The following is a 20698-nucleotide window of genomic DNA, read 5'->3' on the forward strand; positions in this document are numbered from 1 at the left end:
CCGCGGGACAGCCCGCGCTACGGAGCCACGGAGCTACGCAGGCCCCCGCCCGCCGATGCACGGGGGCCTCCGGCCGGCTCAGCTCTCCCCGTCGGCTGCCGCCCCCGGCCCGCCCCCGGCCCGGGCGCGCCCGTGCGCAGCCCGTCCATGACCAGGTCCAGCAGCCGTCGGGCGCGTGCCTGCCCGTTCTCGTCGGGGCCGATCTGCCACAGGCCGGCGATGGCGAGCAGGAAGTCGTCGGTGGTGACGCCCGGGCGGATGGTGCCGACCTCCTCGTTGGCCCGCAGCAGGAGCGCCACGGCCTCGGTCATCTGGCCGTGCCCCGGTTTCTCCTGGCCGCAGGACGCGCTGATGGCCTTGTGCAGCGCGTCGGCGAGCCCGGCCTTGGCCATGGCGAACCGGGCCAGGTGCCCCATCCACTCCCGCAGGGCCTGATCCGGCGCGCGGGTACGCAGCAGCTCGGCCGCGGTGTCGGCCACCTGCCGCATCTCGTGGCGGTAGATCTCCAGGACGAGGGCCTCGCGGCTGGGGAAGTTGCGGTACAGCGTTCCTTGCCCGACGCCCGCCTTCTTCGCGATGGCGCTCAGCGGGACGTCCGCCGAGCGTGTCAGCTCCACCAGCGCCACTTCCAGGATGCGCTCGCGGTTCGCCTGCGCGTCCGAGCGCAGACGCGCCTCCCTCTCTGCCCGCACTCCCCCTCCTTCCGGGCCCCGCCGTAGCGCCGACCTTGCTCACCGGACAGCTGTCCGCTAAGTTTCATGGACAGCGGACACTTGTCCGTTTAGGTCCACCTTACCGGCTGATACGGCCAGTGTGGATGGCCGAAACCGAGCGCCGACGGGTATTGTCCCGCATCCCCTATCCCCGGGACCCCCTCCCCAGGGCCCCGGGCCCCCTCCATCGGACGACTTCAACGCGCCCCACACCCGCGAAAGAAGGCTGATCATGGCCCCATCGACGTCCAGCGTCATCACGCTGACCATCAACGGCGAGAAACACACGCTGCCCGTCGACCACCGCACCACCCTGCTCGACGCCCTGCGGGAGCAGCTCGACCTCACCGGTACCAAGAAGGGCTGCGACCAGGGCCAGTGCGGTGCCTGCACGGTGCTGATCGACGGCCGCCGGGCCGTCTCCTGCCTCCAGCTCGCGGTGGCGGCCGAGGGCCGTGAGGTCACCACGATCGAGGGCGTGGCCGAGGGCGACGAACTGCACCCGGTGCAGCAGGCCTTCCTCGACCTCGACGGCTACCAGTGCGGTTACTGCACCCCGGGGCAGATCTGCTCCGCCCTCGCCGTGCTCGAGGAGCACGCGGCGGGCTGGCCGAGCGCCGCCACCGCCGACGTCCGCCCCGAAGCGGGACCGCCGCCCCTCAGCCCGGACGAGATCAGGGAGCGGATGAGCGGCAACCTGTGCCGCTGCGGCGCCTATGTGTCGATCGTGCAGGCGGTCGCGCGGGCCGCCGAGGCGCGCACGGCCGGGACCGAGGAGGCCCTCGCATGAAGGAGTTCGGCTACCAGCGGGTCCTCGAGGTCTCCGAGGCGGTCTCCGTGCTCGGCGCCGACCCCGACGCGCGTTTCCTCGGCGGCGGCACCAATCTGGTCGATCTGATGAAGACCGGTGTCGAGCGGCCGGGACGCCTGGTCGACGTACGCGAACTGCCCCTGGACCACATCGAGGTGACGCCGGACGGGGCCTTGCGCATCGGGGCCACCGTCACCAACAGCGATCTCGCCGCCCACCCCGAGGTGCGGCGCCGCTACCCGGCCCTCACCCAGGCCGTCCTGGCCGGTGCGTCCGGGCAGCTGCGCAACATGGCCACCGTCGGCGGCAATCTCCTCCAGCGCACCCGCTGCGGCTACTTCACCGATGTGGCCGGGCCCTGCAACAAGCGCCTCCCCGGCAGCGGCTGCCCGGCCATCGAGGGTGAGCACCACAACCACGCGATCTTCGGCGCCTCCGAGCACTGCGTGGCCACCCACCCCTCGGACATGGGGGTCGCGCTCGCCGCCTTCGACGCCGTCGTACGGTACGAAACCACCGACGGGCCGGGCGAGTTGCCGCTCGCGGACTTCTATCTTCCGGTGGGCGACACCCCGCACCTGGAGACCGCGCTGCCGTCCGGCGCGCTGATCACCGGTATCACCCTGCCCCCGGCCCCGGTGGCCGCCCACTCCCGCTACCGCAAGGTCCGCGAGCGCGCGTCCTACGCCTTCGCGATCGGTTCGATCGCCGCCGCCCTCGACGTCCGCGACGGGGTCGTCCACGAGGTCCGCCTCGCCTTCGGAGCGGTCGCCTCCCGGCCGTGGCGGGCGCTGGAGGCCGAGCGGGCGCTGACCGGAGGCCCGGCGACCGCCGAGGCGTTCGCCGCCGCCGCGGACGCGGAGCTGGCCGCCGCCGAGGCACTGCCCCACAACGGATACAAGGTGCCGCTGATGCGCAACCTCGTCGTGGCCCTGCTGACCGAACTCACCGAGGAGGCCGCCCGATGACCACGACGACCGGAACCACCACGACGACGGGCGCCTTCGGCACCGCGCGCACCCGCGTGGAGGGCCGGGAGAAGGTCACCGGAGCGGCCCGCTACGCGGGCGACATCCCCCTGCCCGACCTCGCCCACGGCTGGATGGCGCTGTCCACCGTGGCCCGCGGCCGTATCACCGCGGTCGAGTCCGAGCCGGTGCTCGCCATGCCCGGAGTCCTCGCGGTCATCCACCACGAGAACGCCCCGCGGGTCAACCTGGACTACATGGGCATGATCGGGAAGCCCGACCCGATCCTCGGGGTCTTCCAGCACGACCGGGTCCCCTTCATGGGCTGGCCGGTGGCGCTGGTCCTCGCCGAGCGGCCCGAGCAGGCCAGGGAGGCCGCGGAAGCGCTGGTGGTCCGGTACGACCAGGAGCCGCACGACATCGGCTTCACCGCCGGACACCCGGATATGTACACCCCGCCGGATTCGCCCTTCGGACCGGCGGTGGCGACGAAGGGCGACGTCGAGGCCGAACTCGCCGCGTCCACGTTCGTCGTGGACTCCGAGTACACCACCCCGGAAGAGCACCACAACCCCATGGAGCCGCACGCGGCGACGGCCCACTGGGACGGCGGCCGGCTCGAGGTCTTCGACTCCAACCAGGGCAGCACGATGGTGGCCGCCGAGCTCGCGCAGATCTTCTCCCTCGACGCGGAGTCGGTGCGGGTGCGGTCGGAGCACGTCGGCGGCGGCTTCGGCTCCAAGACCACCCGCCCGCACCAGGTGGCCGCCGCCATGGCCGCCACCGTCCTCCATCGCCCGGTGCGCGTCGTCATGACCCGCCGCCAGATGTTCTCGACGATCGGCTATCGCAGCCCCACCGCGCAGCGGGTCAGGCTCGGCGCCGACGAGTCGGGGCGGCTGCGGGTGCTCGACCACCGGTCCGAGTGCGTCACGTCGACCGTCCACGAGTTCATCGAGCGGAGCGCCACGGTGGCCCGCGTGATGTACGACGCCGACGCGCACTACACCAGCGACCGGGTCGTACGGCTCGATGTGCCGAGCCCGACCTTCATGCGCGCGCCCGGCGAGGCACCGGGCTCGTTCGCGCTGGAGTGCGCCATGGACGAGCTCGCCGAGAGGACCGGCATCGACCCGATCGAGCTGCGCGTCCGCAATGAGCCCGACCGGGGCCCGGTCTCGGGTCTGCCGTTCAGCAGCCGCAATCTGGTCGCCTGCTACGAGGAGGGCTCCCGCAGGTTCGGCTGGGCCGACCGGGACCCCCGTCCGGGGATGCGCCGCGAGGGGCGCTGGCTGCTCGGGACCGGTATGGCGGCGGCCAGCTTCCACTCCGGGGCCGGCCCGTCCACGGCGGCCGTGACGGCGGAGGCGGACGGCACCTTCACCGTGCGCATCAACGCGGCGGACATCGGCACCGGTGCCCGGACCGCCATCAACCTGATCGCCGCGGACGCGCTGGCGGTGGATCCGGAGCGGGTCCGGGTGGTCATGGCGGACAGCGACCTCGGCCCGGCGATGCTCGCCGGTGGCTCGATGGGCACGCGCTCCTGGGCGTGGGCGGTGGGGATCGCGGTGAGCGAACTGCGCGAGCGGCTGGCCCTGGGCGGCGACATCCCGCCCGAGGGGATCACCGCGCGGTCCGACACCACCGAAGCCATCGGCGCCCTGACCAGTAAGGAACGCCACTCCTTCGGCGCGCAGTTCGCCGAGGTCGCCGTGGACGTCACCAGCGGAGAGGTCCGGGTGCGACGGATGCTCGGCATCTTCGCGGCGGGCCGGATCGTCAACCCGCTGACCGCGCGCAACCAGCTCGTCGGCGGAATGATCTGGGGCATTTCCATGGCCCTGCACGAGGAGGCGGTCAGGGACCGGGCCTCGGGCGGCCTCGTCTCTCCCGACCTCGCGGGCTATCACTTCGCCGCGAACGCCGATGTGCCGGTCGTCGAGGCGGACTGGGTGGACGACCCGGACCCGGACGATCCGGTCGGCATCAAGGGCGTCGGTGAGGTCGGCATCGTGGGGGCCGCGGCGGCGATCTCCAACGCGGTGTGGCACGCCACCGGCGTCCGCCACCGCAACCTGCCGATCCGCCCGGACCGGGTCCTGTCGGCGGGGACCAACGTGCCGGAGCCCGGCCACGCGGGCTGACCCCTTCACCGTCGGGTGCTCGGCGCCGGCCAGGTTTCCCACCTGGCCGGCGCCGATGTCGTACGTGGTGTGACCTTGTGGGGCGAGTCCGTTCGACCATACGGGCGGCATGGGAGGTCCAGTCCGATTATGTGATCGGGTGGCACGGTACCGACAACGTCATGGCCACTCCCCCCGATCCCCCGCAGAACGCGGAAACCGCGAGCCCCGCATCCCTGGTGGACCGCGAGGGCTACAACGAGCGCTTCCTGGGCCCCTCCCTGCCGCTGCCCCGCCCGACCGGCCCCGACACCGCGACAACGGTCCTGCCCTACACCAACTTCAGCGTCGTCTTCCGCCCGGACCGCCGGCTGGCCGCGGCGACGGCCGTCACGATCGACGGCGCGCACCTCGTCGATGTGCCACGCGAGGACGAATGGCGCTTCGACCCCCGCCTGCCCGAGACCCAGCAGGCCGGTCACCCCGTCTACCAGGACAACCCGCTGGACAAGGGACATCTGGTCCGCCGCCTCGATCCGGTATGGGGTCCGGAGGCGTCCATGGCGAACGACGACACCTTCCACTACACCAACGCCGCTCCCCAGATGAACGTCTTCAACCAGGGCAAGAAGCTCTGGCAGGGGCTGGAGAACTTCCTGCTGGACCACGCCGAGGAGTTCGACCGGAAGCTGACGGTGTTCACCGGGCCCGTGCTCGAGGACTCCGATCCGCCCTACCGGGGCATCCAGGTGCCGCTCCGGTTCTGGAAGGTCGCCGCCTTCATGCAGGACGGTGAGCTGGCGTCCACCGCCTATGTGCTCGACCAGAGCCCCGACCTCAGACGGGACGCCGCCGCCCGGGTCATGGCGGAGGCCGCGCGAGCCGGAGACCCTCCCCCGCTCGGGGCGTTCCGCACCTTCCAGGTGCCGGTCTCCGACATCGCCCGCCTCACCGCCCTGGACCTGGGCCCGCTCCCGGCGGCCGACCGGCTGACCGCCGGAAGGCGCGCCGCACCCCGCTGGACCCGCCTGGAGTCCTACGACGACATCACCGTGCACGCCGCATGAACCCCTCGCCCAAGCCGAGGAGAGCAGAGAGGGCACCGATGAGCGACGACTTCGTGCTGGACGTGACCAGGATCCGCGACGACGCCCGCCGCAAGTGACCACGCGGTGGCCCCGCTCGCTCTCCTGCCTCGTCGTGACCGCCGCCCTGTCCTCGGCCCTGCTCGCCGGGTGCGGGAAGGACGACGACCACGGCCGGAGCTGCTCCGGCCGTACGGGCAAGGACCTGTCCAGCCGCACCGTGGCCGGTGGCGATCTGTGGCAGAAGAAGCTGCGGTGCGTCAACCTCGAACGCTCCACCCTGACCGGGCTGGTGTCCGAGGCCAATCTGCGGCGCGGCAATCTCTACGCGGCACGGCTGGCCGCGGTGTCGCTGGAGAACGTCGATCTGCGCGGCGCCGACCTCCGGCGGGCGGACCTCACCGCCGCGACCCTCTCGCAGGTCGATCTGCGCGGCGCCGATCTGAGCGGCGCCAGGCTCGGCAGGGGGCTGCTCACCGATGTCAGTTTCGAGGGCGCGCAGTTGGACGGCGTGTATCTGCGGGCGGCGTCCCTCACCCATGTCGGCCTCAACGGAGCGGATCTGAGCGGCGCCGATCTGGCCGGAGCCGAGGTGTCCGACTCCGATCTCCGCGGCGCGCGGCTGCGGGATGCCGATATCTCGACGACGAGTTGGGAGAACGTCCTCTGCCCGGACGGCTCCCGGTCGAGCGCACGGGTCTCCTGCGCCGACCATCTGGACCGGGCGGCGGACCGGGCCTCGGGTCAGCTTCCCCCGCCGTCGGCCGCCTTGTCGGTCTCCCCCTGAGGGGTCTTCCGGGCGGCGCGGTGCGCCTGTTCGAGACCTTTCATATAGGCGTCCAGGTAGTCGGCGTCCGACAGCCGGGCGCAGGGCGCGGGGACGGGGTGGGAGCGGACCGCTCCGCCCTTGTGGGCGGCGGCCCGGTCGGCGATGGCATCGACACAGGCCCGGGTGGTCTCGGCCTTCCCGGCGGCGGCCGGGGTGCTGCTCGGGGTGGTCTTGTCGCGCACGTCACCGCCGTTGGCGCAGCCGGTCAGGAGCAGGGTGATGGCGATGACTGCCGCGGCTTCGACGGTGCGGGTGCCCATGTGTCTCCCAGGTGCATGGATGGTGGGGTGCATCATCCGGCGCGGGCGCGGCGAAGTGGGAGAGCCGTGTATGCGTTGTGATGAAATGGTGACCGAACGTACGTACGGATGAACCTACGGTAGAACCCGGGCAAAGAGACGGCCGGGACGGCTCTCGGCGAACTGGCATACCCGACCGGACCGGGCACAGGATGTCGGGTCCGGCAGGGTGCCGGCTTCCTAACGTGATCAGCGTCAAGGAAGGAGACCGAGGTGCTGGAGCGGCTGAACGAGGCCCTGGACCACATCGAGTCGCGGCTGGATCAGCGGATCGAGGTGGCCGAGTTGGCGCGGATCGCGATGACGTCGGAGTACCACTTCCGGCGGCTGTTCTCCGCGCTGGCGGGGATCTCGCTGTCGGAGTACATCCGGCGCAGACGGCTCACCCTCGCGGGGGCCGAGGTGCTCGCCGGGGAGCGGACGCTCCTGGAGATCGCGGTGCGCTACGGCTACGGCTCGGGGGAGGCGTTCGCGCGGGCCTTCCGGGCCATGCACGGTGTGGGCCCGGGTGCGGCCCGGCGGGCGGGTGCCTCGCTGAGCTCCCAGCCGCGGATGTCCTTCCGCCTCGTCGTCGAAGGGAGCAGCAGCATGCGATACCGGGTCGTGGAGAAGGAGCGGTTCCAGGTGGTCGGCAAGAAGGTCCGTGTTCCGCTCGTCCATGAGGGGGTGAATCCGGGGATCGCGGAGTTCATCCGGGGGATCGGCCAGAAGGGGATACGGCGGATCGCCGCTCTGTCCGACCAGGAGCCGGAGGGGATCCTGGGGGTGAGCGACAACCTCGACCCGAGCCGGGCCGAGGGAACCGAACTCGACTACTACCACGGGGTGGTGACCGGGGCCGCCGCGCCGGCGGACCTGGACACGCTCGCCGTCCCCGCGGGGACATGGGCCGTCTTCGAGAACTCCGGGCCGTTCCCGCAGGCGCTCCAGTACCTGTGGCGGGACGTCTTCACGCAGTGGTTCCCGTCCAACCCGTACCAGAGCAGGCCGGGTCCGGAGATCCTGCGCACCCGGCTGTCGCAGGACGGGGCGCGGGCGGACGCGGAGCTGTGGATCCCCGTGGAGCGGACGGCGGTCTGACGTTCCGTACCGCGGTCCGGTCCGGCCGCCCGTGCCTTGCCCGGGCGGCCGGACCGGGCGCTTCTCAGCTACGCTCCCGCGCGCCGCGGTCCCCCCGGACCAGGCCCGCGACGAGGGCGAGGAAGGGGATGACGCCGAGGACGACGCTCGCGCCCACGCCGACGCCGGTGACGAGGGTGAAGTTGGAGAAGACCAGCCACAGCGCGGTCAGCAGTCCGGCCACGGCCAGCACCGGCGCGATCCGGGTCTGCCAGACCCTGCCCGAGGCGAGCCCGGCCTCGTGCGCGAAGAAGGCGACCACGGCGATGGACGTGATGAGCATGAGCAGGATCATGCCGACCGTCGCCACCCCCGCCATGGAGCCGAAGACGCCCACCAGCGGATCCAGTCCGGCGACCGCGCAGCACACGACCAGGACCAGCGCGGTGACGGTCTGGACGACCGAGGAGACGGACGGCGAGTGGTGGCGCGGATGGACGGCGCCCAGCCGTGCGGGGAGGAGGTCCTTACGGGCGAGGGTGAAGGTGTAGCGGGCGATGACGTTGTGGAAGGAGAGCACACAGGCGAAGAGGCTGCTGAGCAGCAGCACCTGCATGACGTCCCGCAGCGCGGTGCCGACATAGGCCTGGGCGGTGTCCATGAGCATGTTGCCCTGCCCGTCCAGGGTCTTCTGGGCCACGGCCGGGGCGTCATCGGTGCCCGCCGCCAGGACCAGCGCCCAGCAGGACAGCGTGTAGAACCCACCGATGATCAGGACGGCGAGATAGGTGGCCCGGGGGATGGTCCGCTCCGGGTCGCGGGCCTCGTCCCGGAAGACGGCGGTGGCCTCGAAGCCGATGAATCCGGTGATGGCGAAGAGCACGGCCACGCCCAGCGGTCCGGAGAGGGCCGCATGCGGGGTGAACGACTCGACGTCGACACCGTGGGCGCCGCCCCGGGCGAAGATCCCGGCGTCCAGGACGAGCACCACCGCGATCTCCAGGACGAGTGCCACACCGAGCACCTTGGAGCTGAGGTCGATATGGCGGTAGCCGAGGAAGGCCACGATGGAGAGCGCCGCGAGCGCCCACACCCACCAGGGCAGGGACGGCCCGCCGAAGGTGTGGAGGACGTCGTTCACGGCCCATCCCAGATAGCCGTAGACGCCGACCTGGATCGCCGTGTACGCGACGAGCGCGACGGCGGCCGTGCCCACTCCGACCCGGTCCCCCAGGCCACGGGTGGCGTACGCGTAGAACGCCCCGGCCTGCGGAACGTGGGGCGTCATGGTGACGAAGCCGACCGCGAACACCAGCAGGACCAGCGAGGCGAGGGCGAAGCCGACGGGGGCTCCGGCGCCGGGTCCGCCGGCGATGGCGAGCGGGACGTTGCCGCCGACCACCGTGAGGGGCGCGGCGGCGGCGATCACCATGAAGACGATGGCGCCGGTGCCGAGCCGCCCCGAGAGATTCGTCCGGGTCGGTTGCGCGGTGGGTTCGTGCACATCGGGGTCGGTCAGCATGACGGGTCCTTGGTGGCGCGGGCGGACGGGGTGAAGAGGTCCGGCCGGAGGTCGGCCAGATACGGATTGGTCTTGCGCGCTGTCCGGACCGTGTGCGGTTCCACGGTGGCGAAGAGCAGCCGGTTGCCGTGTTCGACGCTGTCCAGCACGGTCGCCGACGGGCTCACGATGGAGCTGCGGCCGACGTAGCGCAGTGAACCCTCGTCGCCGTCATGGTTGACGTAGGCGATGTAGATCTGGTTTTCCCAGGCCCGCACCCTCAGCAGGTGCTCGGCGATGAACTCGTACGGTTGCATCTGGGCGGTCGGGACCGCGACGAGGTCCGCGCCGGCGAGGGCGGCGGCCCGTACGTTCTCGGGGAACTCCACGTCGTAGCAGATCAGCATCGCGATCCGGACGCCCGCGTAGTCGATGACGGGAGCGGTCCGGTCGCCCGGTGTGAAGTACTTCCGGTCGAGTTCGCCGAAGAGATGGGTCTTGCGGTGGCGGCCGAGGATCGCTCCGGCCGGGTCGATGAAGAAGGCGCTGTTGTAGTAGGCGCCGTCGTCGTACTCGGGGGCTCCGAGGACGAGCGCGATGCCGTGGGCGGCGGCGATCTCCCGGGCCGGGGAGAGCGGATCGGTGCGGGCCAGGTCCCGGACGGCGTCGCCGATGTCGTAGCCGGTGATGAACAGCTCGGTGGTGATCAGGAGTTCGGCGCCTTCGGCACGGGCCCGGCGGCATGCCGCGTCCAGTTCGCGGAGGTTGGCGTCGACGTCGCCGGGCGTTCCCGCCGTCTGCAGTCCGGAGATCTTCATCAGTGCCTTCGGCAGTGGGCGTCCAGGGGTGAATGCGAGCCATGAAAACATGCTCACTTTGATCAGGTAAACCCCCGGAGGTCCCCCGGAGGTCACGGTTCCGCAAAGCGGCGGCCCCCGTACCGGGACCGTGGGGAGGCCGCGGGGCGGGATGCCTACGCTGAGGGAATGGCGACCCAGGAACCGTCCGGCGCACCGAGCGCCCTGACCAGCAGCGCCCTCGCCGCGATCCGCCGGACCAGCGCCGTCGACACCGTGCGGGCCCGGATCTCGCTGGCGGTGGACCTGGGCCTGCTGGCGCCCGGCGAGCGGCTGCCCAATGTCCAGGCCACGGCGGCGGCGCTCGGAGTCGGCGAGATCACCGTCCGCCGGGCCCTCTCCACCCTGGAGCGCGAAGGCGTCGTCCAGCGGCGCCCTGGGCGTACGGGCGGGACCTTCATCGCGGAGCGGCCGCGCCGCCGCACCGTGGCGCAGGTGGCCGCGTACCGCGAGGACAGCGCACGGGTGCACCGGCTGATCGACGAGCGCATCGTGCTGGAGGCCGGTTTCGCCCAGCTGGCCGCCGAACGGCTCGATCAGCCGGGGCTCGACCGGCTCGACGAGTGCGTCCGGGAGATGGACGCGGCCGAGAGCTGGGCCGAGTTCCACGCCAGCGACAAGCGGTTCCACCTGGCCCTCGCCGAGGGCGCCGGACTGCCCTCCGCGCTGGGGATGTACGAGCGGATCACCGCAGAGCTGTACGCGTACTTCCTGCCGTATCCGCTGGACTACCTCCGCGGCAGCAACGAGCAGCACAAGGCCATCCGGGCGGCGCTCGCCGCGCGGGACGCCACCTCGGCGGCCACCCTCCTCCGGGACCATGTGGCGGAGCTGCACCACTCGATGTACGTCGGCCTCGCGGACACCGCCGAGCGGGGCGAGGGCGGCTGACCCGAGGTCATCCGCGGCTGTGGCCGAATCTGTGGCTGACTCCACAGATCGCATGGTGAGACCGGGGTCCACTTATTGAAATCCGGACCATATGCTGGAGTACATGTCCGCACCCGCCCGGCTGCTCTGTCTCGCGCTGTTCGCGAGCTCGGCGTGGTGCGTCGACGATGGCCTCTGTCGCCGCTGAGCCGGAACCAGCCGGTTTCCCCCACCGCGCGCCGCCTCGGTGCCGCGCCGTCCGGCCGGGCCCTCCCGCCCAGCGTCATCCCCCTCCCGCCCAGCTCCGGAGTCCGCACGTGACCACCGCTCCGCCCGCCGATGCGGCGAAGACCGCCGCACTGCTGTCCCCCTCCCCCACCTCCGTGCCGCGGCCGGAGGCACCCGCCGCGCCGCCGGTGCGGCCGGTGCCGCTCGCCGTGTCCGGGCTGCTCGCCGCGGCGCTGACCGCGTACGTATGGTCCGCCCACGGGGCCAAGCCCGGCGTCCTGCTGCTGCTCGGCCTCGCCCTGGGCGTCGCCCTTTTCCACTCCCGCTTCGGCTTCACCTCCGCCTGGCGGCAGTTGGTGGCCGTCGGCAACGGCACCGGGCTGCGCGCCCACACCCTGCTGCTCTCCACTACGGCCACGCTGTTCGCCCTGCTCATCGGCACGAAGACCGGGCTGTTCGGATCCGTGCCGGCGCCCTCGGCCGGGCCGCTGGGGTTCGGGCTGCTGATCGGCTCGTTCCTCTTCGCCGTCGGCATGCAGCTCGGTGGGGCCTGCGCCTCCGGCACCCTCTTCGCGGTCGGCTCGGGGCAGACGTCGATCGTGCTCACGCTCGGCGGTTTCATCGGCGGCGCCACCCTCGCCGCCTGGCAGTTCGACCTGTGGAAGGACCTGCCCTCGCTGGAGCCGGTCGTCATGGCGGACCACATCGGCTGGTTCGGCTCGTGGGCGGTGACCATCCTCGTGCTCGCCGCCATCGTCCTGGTCAGCCGTCGCGTCCAGGCCCGCCGCAACCCGCCGCCGATCGGTCCGGTGCCCTCCGCGCGCGGCGCCGCCGCCCGTGTGCTGCGCGGCTCCTGGCCACTGGCGGTCGGCGCGCTGGCGCTGGCCGTACTGGGCGCCGGTGTGCTGCTCGTCTCCGGTGGCGCGTGGGGCGTCACCAGTGCCTTCAGCCTGTGGGGCGCGGAGCTGGTACGCGCGCTCGGCGGCCATCCGGAGAGCTGGAGCTGGTGGCAGCAGCCCGGGAACAAGGAGATGCTCGCGGGGCCCGTGCTCGCCGACAAGACCAGCCTCACCGACATCGGCATCATGATCGGCGCGGCGGTCGCCGCGGCGCTCGGCGGCACCTGGACCCTGCACCGCGGTGTGCCGTGGCGTACGGCGACCGCGGCGGTGCTCGGCGGGGTGCTGATGGGCATCGGCGCCCGGCTCGCGGGCGGCTGCAACATCGGCGCCTACCTGGCGGGCATCGCCTCCGGCAGCCTGCACGGCTGGGTCTGGGGTGCCTTCGCCCTCCTCGGCACCTGGGCCGGGCTGAAGCTGCGGCCGTTCTTCGGGCTCGGGAACCCGAAGCCGGGCGACGGCGTCTGCTGACGGCGGTGGGCCCGTGGGCCTGGGCCGTGGGCCGGGCCCGTGGACCGGGGTCGCGGGGAGTCCACGGGCCGTGAGCGGTTCGTGTTCGATGATCGTTCATGCTCACGCCATGTAGATGATCCATCGTCAGGGCGGTGTGCCGGTCCGCCGATCGGCCCCGCAGCCGACGAAGGGTACTCACGATGGTCCCGTCCCATGCCGCTCCCCCGCGCCGTATCCGCCGGGTCCTCCCCGCCGCCGCGCTGGCGCTCGTGGCCGGCGCCGTGACGCTGTCCGCGCTCCCGGGCTCCGCGATGGCCGGGAGCACGGGCTACGGCACGCCGACCATCAAGCTCACCACCGCGTACCTGTCCGGCGCCGTCGGCGCCACCGGCGACCCGACGGTGACCGTGAAGGTCGGCCAGAGCGGCGCCGAAGCGGGCGCGCTCACCGTGTCCGCCACCGCCACCACCCGCGGCTCGGTCGCCCAGGCCGGGGACGTCACGGTGACCGGCACCGGCGCCACCCGCGAGGTGGCCGTACGGGCACGCGGCAAGGGCTACGCCGACCTCACCCTCAAGGTGACCGGCCTCGGCGGCAAGAGCGCCACCACCACCCTGCACTACGCGGCCTCCGGCGCCGTGCGGAACGCCGCCGACACCCGCTACCTGACCGGCTCCAGCGACTCCTCCGCCGCCGTGGACGTCGGCGGCGGCTACATGGTCGTCGCCGACGACGAGTCCAACGTCCTGCGCCTGTACCGGCGCGACGCGTCCGGCGCGCCGGTGCGCACCTGGGACGTCGGCTCCGACCTGAACGTCGACAAGGAGATCGACATCGAGGGCGCGGCCCGCGTCGGCGACACCATCCACTGGACCGGCTCGCTGGGCAACAACAAGGACGGTGAGCCGAAAGAGGACCGCTTCACCCTCTTCACCACCACCGTCTCCGGCTCGGGCGCCGGCACCGACCTCGAGGTCGACGGCTCGTACCAGGGCCTGCGCGACGACCTGGTGGACTGGGACAAGGCCCACGGCGACCGGCTCGGCTTCGCCAAGGGCACCGCGGACGGCCAGGTGCCCAAGCAGATCGACGGATTCAACGTCGAGGGCCTGGAGTTCGCGCCCGGCTCGGGATCCACCGCGTACATCGGCTTCCGGGCGCCGCTGGTGCCGCCCGCCGACGGCGGCAAGGCGCTGCTGGTCCCGGTCACCAACGCCGACAAACTGGCCCGGTCCGTGGGCGACAAGGACACCCACGCCACCTTCGGCGACCCGATCACCCTCGACCTCGGCGGCCTGAGCGTCCGCGACATCCGCCGCAACGACAAGGGCCAGTACCTGATCGTGGCCGGTTCCTGGGCCGCCGAGGACAACAGCGCCCCGTACGCGCTCTACTCCTGGGACGGCGTCGCCGGACACCAGCCGGTCAAGCGGCTCGACCTGCCGACGACCGACCCGGGCGGCTGGGAGATCGTGGTGGACGTGCCCGACCTCGCGGCGCCCGGCGCCCGCGCCCAGGTCATCACCGACGGGGGCTCGGCCGACCTGTACGGGGACGGCACCGAGGCCAAGGACCTGGAGCACGAGGAGTGGAAGAAGTCCCGGTCGGTCAGCTTCCCCCTGAACCCCTGATTCCCTGAACCCCTGAACCCCTGAACCCCTGAAGCCCTGGACCTCCGCACCCCTGATCCGATGGGTCCGGCGGGAGCCCGGACACGGTTTCTGACGGCTGGTCAGCAGCCGATACGGGAGGTGCCGACGGCCACGTCGTCGTACCAGAGGGTGTCGTCGCCCTCGCCGTAGCTCTCCCAGCCCAGCCGCAGATCGGCCGGGGCGGGCCGCCACCCGCCCCGGTTCAGCCACTGCTGGTCGACGTCCTGGGTCGGCGTGCCGTCGACCACCAGGCCGGTGACGAGCCCACCGTTCACCCAGGTGTCCAGACGGCCCGCGGTGCGGTCGAGCCGGAACTCCAGACAGGTCCAGGTGTTGACGGGCAGCGGGGTACTGAGCGCGACGCCCGCCGGGCTCTGGGCGGGGAGGGTGGCGTCGTCCGACTCGCGGTTCCACTGGAGCGCCTTGTTCTGGCCGCCCATGCGGAGGTCCTTTCCGTTGTCGTTGGTGTCGCGCAGGGCGGCGAACGTGACGTGCTGGGCGGGCAGCGCGGTGGTGTGGCGGACCCAGAAGCGGGTGTAGAGGTCGCCGCCGGACGGCAGGCCGGACAGCGAGGTGCCGGCGAAGGCGTGGTTGCAGTACCCCGCCTTGCCAGTGATCCGCACAGACTTCGTGCCGCCGTGCGCCATCGTGGTGTCCACGGTGGCGGTGCCGGTGCCCGAGCAGTTGGCGACGGCCGTGGTCCAGCGGCCCGCGGGGGTGGTCCCGGTCTGGGACTCGAAGTCCTCGCAGAAGCCGTTGGCGGCGCAGGCAGCCGGTTGTGCCGAGGCCCGTGGCGCGGCCGGGGCGGTCAGCGCCACCGCCACGGCCACCGCGGCGACGGCCAGGGCGCGGTGTGGTGTGGGGGTCATGGGAGATCCTTCGGCTGGTCGGGAGGATCGGGAGCGCCTGGAGCTTGGGAGCGCTCCCACGCATCCCTCGCACTGTAGCCCGTACATGACAAGCCCGGAAGACCGGACGCCCGCGCGAGCGGTGCGCGAGCCGCTTCACCCCGTCGGTCACCAAAAGGTTCCTCGGTCACCGAAAAGTGCGTTCTTCCATGTCAGAGGCCACTCTCTTACGGTTTCCGAGTAACTACCAGAGAGCGCGGACTCTTGGATTCCGTGGCAGCGAGCCCGTGGGCTCCCCTGACGAGAAGGCAGGCAGCATGGCCATCACCCTGGTAAACCCCAGCGGACTGCCGGAGATCGACGTGTACCGGCAGGTGTCGATCGCGACCGGGTCGAGGCTGATCCACATCGCCGGACAGGTGGCCTGGGACGCCGATGGGGTCACGGTCGGCGAAGGCGATCTGGCCGCTCAGGTCGAGCGGTGCTACCTCAACATCGCCACCGCCCTGGCCGAGGTCGGTGGCTCCTTCGACGATGTGGCGAAGCTGACCGTCTACGTCGTCGACTGGACCCCCGACAAGATGCCCCGGTTCCTGGAGGGGGCCGCCCGGGCGGCGGCGAAGCTGGGGGTCACCCCGGTCCCGCCGGGCACACTGCTGGGCGTCGCGGCGCTGGACGTGCCCGAGCATCTGGTCGAGATCGAGGCCACCGCGGTCCTCGACTGAGCGTGGCCGCGCGGTGGCCCCCACGTCCATGGGGCCACCACGCGGCTCGGGCGAGTGCTCCGCTTGTGCTCCGCCCGGGCGAGTGCCCCGCTCGTTCAGGTGCCGAAGCGGCGGCGGGATTCCTCGATATGACCGAGGTACGTATGCGTCCAGCCGCACATTCCATCGACCGTCGCCCGCAGGGCCCGGCCCGCCTCGGTGAGGGTGTACTCGACCCGTGGCGGCACGGTGGGGTGCACCTTCCGCTCGACCAGGCCGTTGCGCTCCAGCATGCGCAGGTTCTGGGTGAGCATCTTGTGGCTGATGCCCTCGACCTCGTTCCGCAACTCGCTGAAGCGCAGGGTGCGTTCACCGAGGAACTCGATGATCAGGAACGCCCACTTGTTGGCGACATCCGCGAAGATCTCCCTCGCCAGCGAGTCCGCGCGCATCAGATCGGCGTCCTCGGGCGAGCCCGTGTACTGCTTGGTCCCCATAAGGTCACTCTCCTACAGTCCCCGACTCACCACAAGAGAGCACGGACACGGGGAGCCGACCCGGATCAGGCGAGCCGGTCGGTCAGGAACGTCAGCAGCACCTCGGCCACCTCGTCCGGCACCTCCTCGGCGAGGTCGTGTCCGGCCTCGAAGACATGGCCGGTGACGTCATGGGCGAGGAGCCGCATCTGGGCCTCGTTCCGGTCGCCGATGAACGCGTCGCCGCCGAGCGCCAGCACCGGGATGTCCAGCTTCGTCCGCGCCGCCTCCCGGTTCTGCTCGGCGTCGACGAGCATCGCCCGATAGACCGCCAGCATCGAGCGGATACCGCCGGGCATGGAGTAGCAGCGCACATATTCCTCGATCGCGTCCGCGGTGGCGGTGTCGGGGTAGCTGCGCTCGTCCTTCAGCATGTAGGTGATGAGCTCGCGCTCATGCCCGGCGATCAGCATCTCGGGTACGTCCGGCTGGAAGTAGAAGCCCAGATGCCACAGGAACATCCCGCCCGAGACGTTCTCATGGGTCAGGGCGGTGTGGTCCTCGAAGCCGAACCCGGGCAGCAATGCCTCGGCGAACACCAGGGCCTCGACGTGGTCGCGGTGCCGGGCGGCGAGCTGATAGCCGACCACCGCCCCCCAGTCCTCCCCCATCACGGTGTAGGTGTCGTGCCCCAGATGGGCCATCAGCGCGGCGATGTCGTCGCTCATCGTGGCGCAGTCGAAGCCGTCCGCGGGGTGGGCGGAGTCGCCCAGACCGCGGAGGTCCGGCACGACGACGGTGTGCCGTGCCGTCAGCTTCGGGACCAGATGCCGCCAGTGATAGCCGGTCTTGGGCACGCCGTGCAGCAGTACCACCACCGGGCCGGAGCCGGCCGTTCGGTAATGCAGCTTCGTCCCGTTGACGGCGACGCGGCCGGTGCGGACGGGTGCTCCACGATGGTCGGAAATCATTGCTTCTCCATAATCGATCCCAGGGTTTCGGGACTGAGTAGTCTCGAATGAACGCAGACATGAGCCATTGGCGACCACAGACGTCTTCCGCGTTCGCGCGGCCGCGGATCGCCGCCGTCAGCCGGTGCCGGCGGCCGCCGGTGGGGTCAGCATCGCCATGACGGCGTCGACGGAGGTGGTGATGCGGTCGCGCTGGTCCGCGCCCGCGCACGACAGCACCTTCAGGCCGCTGTTGAGCGAGGCCAGCATGGTCGCCGCCGATCGCGGATCGACGCCGGGGGCCAGCTCGCCCTGCGCGTGGGCCCTCAGCAGCGCGCCGTAGAGCGCGGTCTCCAGGCGGCTTCGGTTGCCCTCGAGGCGCCGTGCGATCTCGGGGTCGGAATCGCCGTGCTCCACCGTGGCGTTGACCGCGAAGCAGCCCTGGGGGGTGTCCGGTTCCGGGGCCGCCGCGCTGGTCTCCAGGAGGTCCCGGACGGCGTCCAGAGCCGATGTGCGCGACGCCAGGATGTCGGCCGGGCTCGGCCCCGCGGCGCCGGAGAGGAAGCGGTCGAGCGCGGCCAGGTACAGTCCGCGCTTGGATCCGAAGGTCCCGTACAGACTTGCCCGTGCGATGCCCAGCTCGTCCACCAGATCGCTGGTGGACGTCCCCTCGTAGCCATTGCGCCAGAACAGCCGCATCGCGGCGTCCAGCGCGACCTCCGGATCGAATTCCTTCCTCCGTGCCATACCGGCACGCTAACTCTTTTGAGATCGATCAGTCAATTACACGGGGGCGCTGCCCGGGGGCAGCGCCTCCATCACCGCCTCGCCCGGCGGGCACTCCTCTGCCGGACGCGCGGGCGCATCGCCTTGCGGGCGTCGATGGCCACGACCTCGAAGTTGTCCACGGTGCGGTTCACCCGGCCGAAGAGGTTGTCCGGACCCGCGATGCAGACCTTGGTGATGCCGTGCTCCCGCATCGTGTCCACCATGTCCGGCCAGCGGATCGGGCGGTTGAAGGTGTCGAGCAGCATGGTGCGCACACCCTCCGCGTCGGTCAGCAGCGCGCCGTTCTGGTCGGCGACGACCGGCAGCTTGGGGTCGGCCACCTCGAAGGTGCCGAGGACCTCCTCCTCCGCCTTGCGGCGCAGGGCGCCGAACGCCGGGGCGTGCACGGGCGGCCACATGGTGTACATGTTGTACCCGCCGAGCTCGCCGATCCGCTTCTTGAACCGGTCGAGCACGGGCTCGCGCAGGGACACGAGGTAGAAGCCCTGGTCGATATAGCCGGAGACGTCGTGCCACTCCTCCTCGGCGTCCAGTTCGGCCAGCGCCTCCTGAAGCCGCTCCTCGGGGGTGTGGATCACGCAGTGGGTGACCGCCTCCCGGTGCTCCTGCCGGAAGTACTCCTCCTCGCAGCGCGCCAGCTCGGCGGTGAGCCGCACGGTCTCCTCGAACGGCAGGGACCCCGCGTAGGTCACCGCGGCCCGCTGGCCGAAGCTCGGCCCGGCGCACAGCTCGGGCCGCTCTCCCAGCTCCTCCTCCGCCCAGTCGGCGAGGGAGAGACAGACGGTCAGGAAGGCGATCTGGGTGTGCGCGGCGTACTGCGCCTCCTCATCGGCGTCCGACTGGCGGTACCGGTCGAACACGGAGTACCCCACGACCTCGTCGGCGATCGCGAGCCGGCGCCGGGCATGGGGGTTGGTCAGCAGGAACTCGCCCACGTCGGTGAAGCGGAAGGGGCCCATCCCGGGGAAGACCACCGCCGTACGGCTGGTCTCCGGATCGGATGGCCCCGGATCGGATGTCCGCGCCTCTGTGGCCTGTGGTTCGGTGATCTGCCGCTCTGTCATGCCTTCGCTCCCGGCGCCAGGTCGAGAGCCAGCTGCTCGAGCTGTCGTTTGTCGGGCTTGCCGTTGCGGTTCAGGGGGAATCGCTCCAGGACGTGAATGCGGTTGGGGTGCTCGAAGTCGGGCAGCAGGGCGTTGATCGGCTCCCGCCAGTGCCGCGGCTCCCGCTGCTGCTCGTCCTCCACGAAGAAGAGGAGCTGGCAGCCGCGCTGTTCGTCCGGGACGGGGACGACCTTGACGAGGCAGCCGCCCGCGGCCAGCTTGTGCTCGATGATCTCGGGGTAGAGCGTGTGGCCGTTGCGGTGCACCGCGGCCTTCCTGCCGAGGACGAAGAGGTTGTCCCCGCCGTCCAGATAGCCGAAGTCGCCGGTGGGGTACCAGTCGGTCTTGGCCGGGTCGACGGGGGCGACCGTGCCGTCCTCCGCCAGGTAGCCCTCCATCAGGTCGGGCGAGTGGACCTGGATCTCCCCGACCTCGCCGGAGGTGAGCACGGCGCCCTCGTCGTCGACGATCCGCAGCTTCAGACCCTCGACGGCCCGCCCGCAGGCGACCACGTTGTCCTCGGTCGCGAAGGCCACGTTCCCGGCCTCGGTGCTGCCGTAGCTGTCCAGCAGGGGCAGTCCGAACCGCTTGACGTAGTCGGCGACCAGGCCCGGGTCCAGCGGGGCGGCCCCGCTGCAGAACATGCGGACACCGGAGAGCTCGTCCCCCAGGGCGGGCTTGCGGCCGATCATGTTGAGCATGCTGCGGTAGCTGGCCGGGGTGGCGTCCACCACCGTGGCCCCGCATGTGCCCGCCATGGTCATCGCCCGGTCCAGCCGCCGGTAGGGCGCGATGACCAGCGAGCACTTGACCAGCCAGGCGATGAGCACCATGGACAGCCCGTACTGGTGGGAGAAGGGCAGCAGCGGCAGCAGGACGTCATCGGGGCCGTGGCCCACCTGCTGGGCGTTGCGCTCCAGGTTCTTCAGGAACTTCGCCCCGGTCTTGACGACGCCCTTGGGCTCACCGGTGGACCCGGAGGACCACATGATCAGGCCGTCGGGCAGCTCGCACCAGGTGTCGAGGGACAGCCGCTGCTCGGCGGGGGTCTGCTCCATGGACGCCACGAGCAGCTCGTAGACGGTGACCCGGGCCGGGCCGCTCTCGGGCATCGGGGTGTCGTCGTCGACCACGCAGATCTTGACCCCGGCCCGGTCGCAGATGCGCTGGGTGGCCTCCGCCCGCTCCTGGTGGTCGACCATGACGATCGACGCGCCGGTGTGCATCAGGGCGAGGAGGGCCCCGACAAAGCCGGCGGAGTTGCCCGCCTTCAGCATGACCCGGGTGCCGTCGCTGACGCCGCGCTCGCGGAGCGCTTCGGCGATGGCCAGGGCCCTCTGTTCGAACTCGGGAAGCGAATGCACCGCTTCCGTCGCAAAGACCTTTGCGGTCATCGGGTTTCACTGAGCCTTTCTTCTTCTTGAAGTCTCTTGGGGTGAGAGCCACCCGCGACGCCGACGCACTGCGAGATGTGGCCC

Annotated in this window: 20 protein-coding genes; 10 read left to right on the plus strand and 10 right to left on the minus strand. The window is 71.4% G+C overall.

Features of this window, described 5'->3' with window-relative positions; all coding sequences use genetic code 11:
• Nucleotides 1-17 precede the first annotated feature (17 nt).
• Complete coding sequence (locus tag JK364_RS03750; protein ID WP_201847452.1) at nucleotides 18-692, minus strand: TetR/AcrR family transcriptional regulator; 675 nt, start codon at nucleotides 690-692, stop codon at nucleotides 18-20.
• Nucleotides 693-945: 253 nt separating this feature from the next.
• On the opposite strand from JK364_RS03750, the gene JK364_RS03755 reads away from it, so the two are divergent.
• The 5 genes from JK364_RS03755 (at nucleotide 946) to JK364_RS03775 (ending at nucleotide 6490) form a co-directional block, all read left to right on the plus strand.
• Nucleotides 946-1503, plus strand: a complete 558-nt coding sequence (locus tag JK364_RS03755) for a (2Fe-2S)-binding protein (RefSeq protein WP_044567454.1) — start codon at nucleotides 946-948, stop codon at nucleotides 1501-1503.
• The gene (locus JK364_RS03760) at nucleotides 1500-2492 is read left to right on the plus strand and encodes an FAD binding domain-containing protein (RefSeq protein WP_201847454.1); all 993 of its coding nucleotides are present in this window, start codon (nucleotides 1500-1502) and stop codon (nucleotides 2490-2492) included. Before JK364_RS03755 ends, JK364_RS03760 begins: the two co-directional genes overlap by 4 nt.
• The gene (locus JK364_RS03765) at nucleotides 2489-4639 is read left to right on the plus strand and encodes a xanthine dehydrogenase family protein molybdopterin-binding subunit (RefSeq protein WP_201847456.1); all 2151 of its coding nucleotides are present in this window, start codon (nucleotides 2489-2491) and stop codon (nucleotides 4637-4639) included. The genes JK364_RS03760 and JK364_RS03765 overlap by 4 nt, the downstream gene beginning before the upstream one ends.
• A 161-nt stretch (nucleotides 4640-4800) precedes the next feature.
• Complete coding sequence (locus tag JK364_RS03770) at nucleotides 4801-5685, plus strand: DNA/RNA non-specific endonuclease (protein ID WP_201847459.1); 885 nt, start codon at nucleotides 4801-4803, stop codon at nucleotides 5683-5685.
• Between the two features lie 133 nt (nucleotides 5686-5818).
• A complete protein-coding gene (locus JK364_RS03775; protein WP_307841141.1) occupies nucleotides 5819-6490 on the plus strand; it encodes a pentapeptide repeat-containing protein in 672 nt (223 codons plus the stop codon).
• On the opposite strand, the gene JK364_RS03780 is transcribed toward JK364_RS03775, so the two are convergent.
• The gene (locus JK364_RS03780) at nucleotides 6448-6792 is read right to left on the minus strand and encodes a hypothetical protein (RefSeq protein WP_201847463.1); all 345 of its coding nucleotides are present in this window, start codon (nucleotides 6790-6792) and stop codon (nucleotides 6448-6450) included. The two genes, JK364_RS03775 and JK364_RS03780, sit on opposite strands and share 43 nt — an antisense overlap.
• Before the next feature lie 252 nt (nucleotides 6793-7044).
• Here JK364_RS03780 and JK364_RS03785 point away from each other — a divergent pair, with 252 nt between their 5' ends.
• Complete coding sequence (locus JK364_RS03785) at nucleotides 7045-7911, plus strand: AraC family transcriptional regulator (protein ID WP_201847464.1); 867 nt, start codon at nucleotides 7045-7047, stop codon at nucleotides 7909-7911.
• Between the two features lie 64 nt (nucleotides 7912-7975).
• On the opposite strand, the gene JK364_RS03790 is transcribed toward JK364_RS03785, so the two are convergent.
• Both JK364_RS03790 and JK364_RS03795 read right to left on the minus strand, forming a co-directional pair.
• On the minus strand, nucleotides 7976-9412 hold the full coding sequence (locus JK364_RS03790) for an APC family permease (RefSeq protein WP_201847465.1): 1437 nt from the start codon (nucleotides 9410-9412) through the stop codon (nucleotides 7976-7978).
• Nucleotides 9406-10209, minus strand: a complete 804-nt coding sequence (locus JK364_RS03795) for a carbon-nitrogen hydrolase family protein (protein WP_201847466.1) — start codon at nucleotides 10207-10209, stop codon at nucleotides 9406-9408. The genes JK364_RS03790 and JK364_RS03795 overlap by 7 nt, the downstream gene beginning before the upstream one ends.
• Nucleotides 10210-10377: 168 nt before the next feature.
• Here JK364_RS03795 and JK364_RS03800 point away from each other — a divergent pair, with 168 nt between their 5' ends.
• The 3 genes from JK364_RS03800 to JK364_RS03810 all read left to right on the plus strand — a co-directional run bounded on the left by JK364_RS03800 (nucleotide 10378) and on the right by JK364_RS03810 (nucleotide 14329).
• Nucleotides 10378-11139 carry a FadR/GntR family transcriptional regulator gene (locus tag JK364_RS03800; protein WP_201847467.1) on the plus strand — a complete coding sequence of 254 codons (762 nt, stop codon included), beginning with the start codon at nucleotides 10378-10380 and terminating at the stop codon, nucleotides 11137-11139.
• Between the two features lie 296 nt (nucleotides 11140-11435).
• Nucleotides 11436-12716 (plus strand): YeeE/YedE family protein, encoded by a 1281-nt coding sequence (locus JK364_RS03805; RefSeq protein WP_201847468.1) that lies wholly within the window; start codon nucleotides 11436-11438, stop codon nucleotides 12714-12716.
• Nucleotides 12717-12898: 182 nt separating this feature from the next.
• Nucleotides 12899-14329, plus strand: a complete 1431-nt coding sequence (locus JK364_RS03810; protein WP_201847469.1) for a DUF3616 domain-containing protein — start codon at nucleotides 12899-12901, stop codon at nucleotides 14327-14329.
• Between the two features lie 101 nt (nucleotides 14330-14430).
• Here the strand turns inward: JK364_RS03810 and JK364_RS03815 are convergent, their stop codons facing one another.
• A complete protein-coding gene (locus JK364_RS03815) occupies nucleotides 14431-15219 on the minus strand; it encodes a hydrolase (RefSeq protein ID WP_201847470.1) in 789 nt (262 codons plus the stop codon).
• A gap of 296 nt (nucleotides 15220-15515) precedes the next feature.
• Between JK364_RS03815 and JK364_RS03820 the strand changes: the two genes are divergently transcribed.
• On the plus strand, nucleotides 15516-15923 hold the full coding sequence (locus tag JK364_RS03820) for a RidA family protein (RefSeq protein ID WP_201847472.1): 408 nt from the start codon (nucleotides 15516-15518) through the stop codon (nucleotides 15921-15923).
• A gap of 95 nt (nucleotides 15924-16018) precedes the next feature.
• Here the strand turns inward: JK364_RS03820 and JK364_RS03825 are convergent, their stop codons facing one another.
• The 5 genes from JK364_RS03825 to JK364_RS03845 form a co-directional block, all read right to left on the minus strand.
• The gene (locus JK364_RS03825; RefSeq protein WP_201847474.1) at nucleotides 16019-16399 is read right to left on the minus strand and encodes a winged helix-turn-helix transcriptional regulator; all 381 of its coding nucleotides are present in this window, start codon (nucleotides 16397-16399) and stop codon (nucleotides 16019-16021) included.
• Nucleotides 16400-16464: 65 nt separating this feature from the next.
• The gene (locus tag JK364_RS03830; protein WP_201847477.1) at nucleotides 16465-17349 is read right to left on the minus strand and encodes an alpha/beta fold hydrolase; all 885 of its coding nucleotides are present in this window, start codon (nucleotides 17347-17349) and stop codon (nucleotides 16465-16467) included.
• A gap of 117 nt (nucleotides 17350-17466) precedes the next feature.
• Nucleotides 17467-18075, minus strand: a complete 609-nt coding sequence (locus JK364_RS03835; protein ID WP_201847479.1) for a TetR/AcrR family transcriptional regulator — start codon at nucleotides 18073-18075, stop codon at nucleotides 17467-17469.
• Nucleotides 18076-18146: 71 nt separating this feature from the next.
• Nucleotides 18147-19181 (minus strand): ACP S-malonyltransferase, encoded by a 1035-nt coding sequence (locus JK364_RS03840; protein WP_201847481.1) that lies wholly within the window; start codon nucleotides 19179-19181, stop codon nucleotides 18147-18149.
• The gene (locus tag JK364_RS03845) at nucleotides 19178-20614 is read right to left on the minus strand and encodes a class I adenylate-forming enzyme family protein (RefSeq protein WP_201847483.1); all 1437 of its coding nucleotides are present in this window, start codon (nucleotides 20612-20614) and stop codon (nucleotides 19178-19180) included. Before JK364_RS03845 ends, JK364_RS03840 begins: the two co-directional genes overlap by 4 nt.
• Between the last annotated feature and the right edge of the window lie 84 nt (nucleotides 20615-20698).

Origin of the sequence: Streptomyces endocoffeicus (genome assembly GCF_016741935.1) — a bacterium.
GTDB classification, from domain to species: domain Bacteria; phylum Actinomycetota; class Actinomycetes; order Streptomycetales; family Streptomycetaceae; genus Streptomyces; species Streptomyces endocoffeicus.

Coding starts and splice junctions, on each gene's coding strand:
- JK364_RS03755 (WP_044567454.1), top strand. CDS start 946: ATGGCCCCATCGACGTCCAGCGTCATCACGCTGACCATCAACGGCGAG.
- JK364_RS03760 (WP_201847454.1), top strand. CDS start 1,500: ATGAAGGAGTTCGGCTACCAGCGGGTCCTCGAGGTCTCCGAGGCGGTC.
- JK364_RS03765 (WP_201847456.1), top strand. CDS start 2,489: ATGACCACGACGACCGGAACCACCACGACGACGGGCGCCTTCGGCACC.
- JK364_RS03770 (WP_201847459.1), top strand. CDS start 4,801: ATGGCCACTCCCCCCGATCCCCCGCAGAACGCGGAAACCGCGAGCCCC.
- JK364_RS03780 (WP_201847463.1), bottom strand. CDS start 6,792: ATGGGCACCCGCACCGTCGAAGCCGCGGCAGTCATCGCCATCACCCTG.
- JK364_RS03790 (WP_201847465.1), bottom strand. CDS start 9,412: ATGCTGACCGACCCCGATGTGCACGAACCCACCGCGCAACCGACCCGG.
- JK364_RS03795 (WP_201847466.1), bottom strand. CDS start 10,209: ATGAAGATCTCCGGACTGCAGACGGCGGGAACGCCCGGCGACGTCGAC.
- JK364_RS03800 (WP_201847467.1), top strand. CDS start 10,378: ATGGCGACCCAGGAACCGTCCGGCGCACCGAGCGCCCTGACCAGCAGC.
- JK364_RS03810 (WP_201847469.1), top strand. CDS start 12,899: ATGGTCCCGTCCCATGCCGCTCCCCCGCGCCGTATCCGCCGGGTCCTC.
- JK364_RS03815 (WP_201847470.1), bottom strand. CDS start 15,219: ATGACCCCCACACCACACCGCGCCCTGGCCGTCGCCGCGGTGGCCGTG.
- JK364_RS03820 (WP_201847472.1), top strand. CDS start 15,516: ATGGCCATCACCCTGGTAAACCCCAGCGGACTGCCGGAGATCGACGTG.
- JK364_RS03825 (WP_201847474.1), bottom strand. CDS start 16,399: ATGGGGACCAAGCAGTACACGGGCTCGCCCGAGGACGCCGATCTGATG.
- JK364_RS03830 (WP_201847477.1), bottom strand. CDS start 17,349: ATGATTTCCGACCATCGTGGAGCACCCGTCCGCACCGGCCGCGTCGCC.
- JK364_RS03835 (WP_201847479.1), bottom strand. CDS start 18,075: ATGGCACGGAGGAAGGAATTCGATCCGGAGGTCGCGCTGGACGCCGCG.
- JK364_RS03840 (WP_201847481.1), bottom strand. CDS start 19,181: ATGACAGAGCGGCAGATCACCGAACCACAGGCCACAGAGGCGCGGACA.
- JK364_RS03845 (WP_201847483.1), bottom strand. CDS start 20,614: ATGACCGCAAAGGTCTTTGCGACGGAAGCGGTGCATTCGCTTCCCGAG.